The sequence below is a fragment of the Acinetobacter sp. UBA6526 genome, from assembly GCF_002434875.1.
Taxonomy (GTDB): domain Bacteria; phylum Pseudomonadota; class Gammaproteobacteria; order Pseudomonadales; family Moraxellaceae; genus Acinetobacter; species Acinetobacter venetianus.
The window spans coordinates 1-4,240 of sequence record NZ_DJLC01000170.1 but is presented as its reverse complement, the minus strand read 5'-3'; the positions used below and the strand labels follow the sequence as shown (position 1 = coordinate 4,240).

Below are 4,240 nucleotides of genomic sequence, written 5' to 3'. Positions count from 1 at the left end.
TTTATCGAAGCAAAGTGATTTTCTTTTGAAAATTAAAATCATCACCTATTGCTTTAGCGATATACAAACCACTAGCAGCTTCTTTACCATTCATAGATTTGCCATCCCATGAAATCTTATGAATACCTGATGGTACGCTTCTAGCGACAAGTGTCTTAACACGTTGACCCATTAGATTATAGATCGCAAAATCAACAACCTGAGACCTAGATAGACTGAGATCAAAAGAAGTTGTTGGGTTGAACGGGTTTGGATAGTTTTGGGAAAGCTCAAAAACATCTGGAGTAATATTTTTATCATCCCCAACTGCTAATGAAGCATCACCTGCATCTGGAGTTTTTCCATGAAAAATTCCATCAGGATCGTCATCTGGTGTTATAGCATAGTTCCATACTTTAACATTATCGGCATATCCAACTGGCCAATTGTGTGCTCCAGCCCCTCCGCGAGTACCAAGTCTCCAAATTCCGTGGAATTTCGTAGGAGCTACTTGCATGTCCCACTCAAAGAATGTCTTGACTTCCATATCCTCATTTATAACGAGAGAGTAAAAGTGACCGGAACTGGCATCGGCGTCAAATTCAAATGACGAAACCATATTCCACCATTCTTGTGGAGCAACAGAATAGTGCTGATTTGCTTGCTGAGCTAACAGATAGCACCAACTATCAGATAAATCTCCTAAAAGACAGGAATAATTCCAAACTCTAGCACCACCAGCCCCATCTTCTTGGACTTGGATAGCATAGTTATCAAGCCACCATGCACTACCATCTTGATTGTAACGACCTCCATTTTGAGTAGCCATCAAAATCAGATTGTGATTAATCAGATTTTCAGAATCATGCCCTAAATTAAAGTACGCACTAAAAGTATATTCTTCACCGTGGAGTGCTTGACCATCACGAATCTCGATGTAAGATGGTACACCATCTAGCCATTCAAAGGATTGCTCACTTTCTTGCAAGCCAAATGATTCATCTGGAACTTCATCGCCAATTGCAAAATCGCCATAAACATCTACATTCCAACCATAAACTGAATTGTCAGCTGGATCACCATCTGCTTCTTCAGTCTCAAAGTTCATATCAAGAACTAAAGAATTTTCATCAACCACGACAACAGTGTGCATGTGACCTTCTTTACCTGCTTGATATTCCTCACGGTCAAATAATCCACCTTCAGCGTCATAGCCTACTGGATGTACATTCCCGGCAGCATCAGTGACATGAAAGTAGTACTCATGGTATGTACCTCTAGCACCTATTGGAAATGAACCAGTCCAAGTTACTCCTTCAGAATGAGTCATTTGAACAGATTGAAATGATGCATCTCCTGGCCCAATAGAGTCAGCCAAGCTAGCTCTAGAATTATAGAAAAGTTCCACACCGGTGATTGAGTAGGATCCTGATGAACTAAACTGAGCTACATCAATGTTAACAGTATGAGTTCCTGCTCCAGTGTAAGGATTTCTCTTACCTAAATAACCTGGATTTCCATTAGCCCAACCATGCTCAGCTAAGACAGGAGCATTATCAAATCCACGAACTACATTACTGACCCTAAATTCATCAAGCCATCCATCAAAACCAGCCATATTTGCTGCTTTTACTCCAACGTAAGCTGGTAAATCGTGAGTATGAGCCTTTCCCATGCTTGTTGGTGTGTATTCATACCAGCGGTCCTCATTCCAACTGGTACCAGCATGAAATCGAGAATAACCATAATCTATTAAAGCTCCATCAACATCATGAACAAAAATAGCATCAAACCTAGAATCGTAATCATGTATCCATGTTACATGCACCCAAGGGTAAGCCATTGCTGTTGAATCATATCCTCCGGCAACATTACCTACGCCAAAAGCTCTTTTTAGCATAGCGTCTTTATCACGCCAGTGTTGTTCTACGTTTGCACCGTTGATCCCAATCTCATAATTTGAGAGGGGGCCACCATTACCACCTGGATTAACTGTCCCTACAGCTGTATCAGGTTTAGAAAAGATATGCATGTTGCTACTCCAAGGATTTCGAGCTTTTGATTTCGCCCAAAATTCTATGGTCCATGTCTCCTCAAGATCTAAATTTGAATGATCAGCAAACATCAAGTATGATGTATCAGCTGGAGCTATGGTAGAGTCGTTTATTGCAACAGAACCGTTGTTAAAGTAAGCAGCATTTCCGTGCTTACCTGCATCCGTATAGGTGATTTCCCCAACAACAGTTGCATCTCCACCATTACCAGTATTGCTGTGATCAGAATCAAAATTCATCAAGATGACAGTATTACCATCGGCAGTGTATGGTCCGAATGTATTGGAAAATGCGATTGAGAAGATCAGGACGAATGCAAATTGCAATTTGATTAGCATTTTAATCATACGAGTTTCCTCCTTGTTTTGGTTAATTAGACAAGTTTTTAATGTCTAGAATAAGTCTACATATCTTGCAAAATACCACAATATACTACTTGATTCTACAAATTATTCTTAACTTATTGTTATCAAATCTATCAATAATTATACATATTCCAAGGAACTTTTTGAATTTTTATAAATTCACATGAACATACCAAAAACATTAAAAATATTTAATAAAAAAGGTTCAATCTTGACTTTTAATAGTTATGGAGCTTCATTGAAATCCTGGAATTTCGAGCTTAAAGATAAAAATAGAGTGGATATCGTTCTTGGTTATGGAGATGAAATTAACTATGAGTCTAATCCGCTATACTTGGGCTGTATTGCAGGTAGATATGCAAATAGGATTGCAAATGGTCAATTTTTGTTAAATGGTAAACTCGTAAAATTGACACAAAATGATAATGGCAACCATCTTCACGGAGGGCAAAAAGGATTTAGTTCTAAACTATGGGATGTTGTTGAGCATAAAACAAATACATTAATATTGTCTTTAGAAAGCAGAGATCAAGATGAAAATTACCCTGGAACTTTGAAGACAACAGTCTCTTATACTATTAATGATTTAAATGAACTTAAAGTTGCATTCTATGCATTTTCTGATATGGACACTATTATAAATCTAACTCAACACTCTTATTTTAATTTGAATGGAAATACAGGTGAAGATATTCTTAATCACAAAATTAAAATAAATTCAAACCAAATTACTGAGATTGATCATCAATTAATACCAACTGGTAAATTTTTGGATGTTAAAGGTACTCCTCTAGATTTGAGAAAATTCACTAGAATTGGTAAAATGATTAATCAAAATTTTCAACAGATGAATTTTGCAAAAGGATATGACCATAATTTTGTTTTAAATAACAATAAAGCCAATAATATAAAAAAAGTTGCGGAGCTCATTGGTGATAAAACAAAAATTAAAATGTGCGTAAAGACAGATTTACCTGGACTTCAATTTTACTCAGGAAATTTTTTAGACGGTAGCTACGAAGGCAAAAATGGTTTTAAACTAATTAGAAATTCTGGATTGTGCTTAGAGCCTCAATATTTCCCGGATAGCCCAAATAATTCACACTTCCCATCAACAATCCTTAAAAAGGGAGATGTTTATGCGCATAACATTATATATGGCTTATCCAATTGAAAAACTCTAAAAAATTAGCTTAACTTTATTTTTCAAATGATTGAAATTAACAATTAAGTAAGGAAGAAATTTTGAAAATTATAGACTTTAAGACCTTTGTTTTTGCTACTCCTTGGAGAAACCTAACTCTTTTTGTAATTGAAACCGATGAAGGCATAACAGGTCTTGGAGAAGCTCGAGTAGTTGGAAAAACCCATACCGTTATAGAATATCTTAAAGATATAAAAAGACATATCATTGGGGCAGATGTTTTTGACATTGAAGACCTATATAAAAGATTTACACTGCTTGATTTTGGTGTTTCTGGAGAAATAGCTATGACCGGTTTAGCCTTGGTTGAAATGGCATGCTGGGATGCAATCGGTAAAAAAGTAGATATGCCTGTTTATAAATTAATCGGCGGTAAGGTAAATGATAAAATAAAAGCATATGCAAATGGATGGTATAAAGTTAATAGAGACCCTGTAGAGTTTAACAACGCAGCAAAAAAAGTTATATCAGCTGGATACAAGGCCTTAAAATTTGACCCATTTGGGAATGGTGACCTTGAGCTAAGCAGAGCAGAATACAAAAAATCTTTAGATCTGATAGAAGCGGTTGTAGATGGAGTTAATAATGATACCGAAGTCATGATTGAAATGCACGGTAGATTTGCACCACATCAGGCA

At 36.4% G+C, this 4,240-nt stretch carries 2 protein-coding genes and 1 pseudogene; 2 read left to right on the top strand and 1 reads right to left on the bottom strand.

What is annotated here, in order from left to right; all coding sequences use genetic code 11:
* Nucleotide 1: 1 nt before the first annotated feature.
* Entirely contained in the window at nucleotides 2-2,380 is a 2,379-nt protein-coding gene (locus B4237_RS11855; protein WP_286943249.1) for a T9SS type A sorting domain-containing protein, read from the bottom strand.
* A gap of 181 nt (nucleotides 2,381-2,561) precedes the next feature.
* Here B4237_RS11855 and B4237_RS11850 point away from each other — a divergent pair, with 181 nt between their 5' ends.
* Together B4237_RS11850 and B4237_RS11845 are read left to right on the top strand one after the other, a co-directional pair.
* Nucleotides 2,562-3,572, top strand: coding sequence for an aldose epimerase family protein (locus tag B4237_RS11850; protein WP_286943247.1), 1,011 nt, complete (start codon nucleotides 2,562-2,564; stop codon nucleotides 3,570-3,572).
* Nucleotides 3,573-3,643: 71 nt separating this feature from the next.
* A pseudogene (locus B4237_RS11845) lies at nucleotides 3,644-4,240 on the top strand (hypothetical protein); the annotation flags it as partial.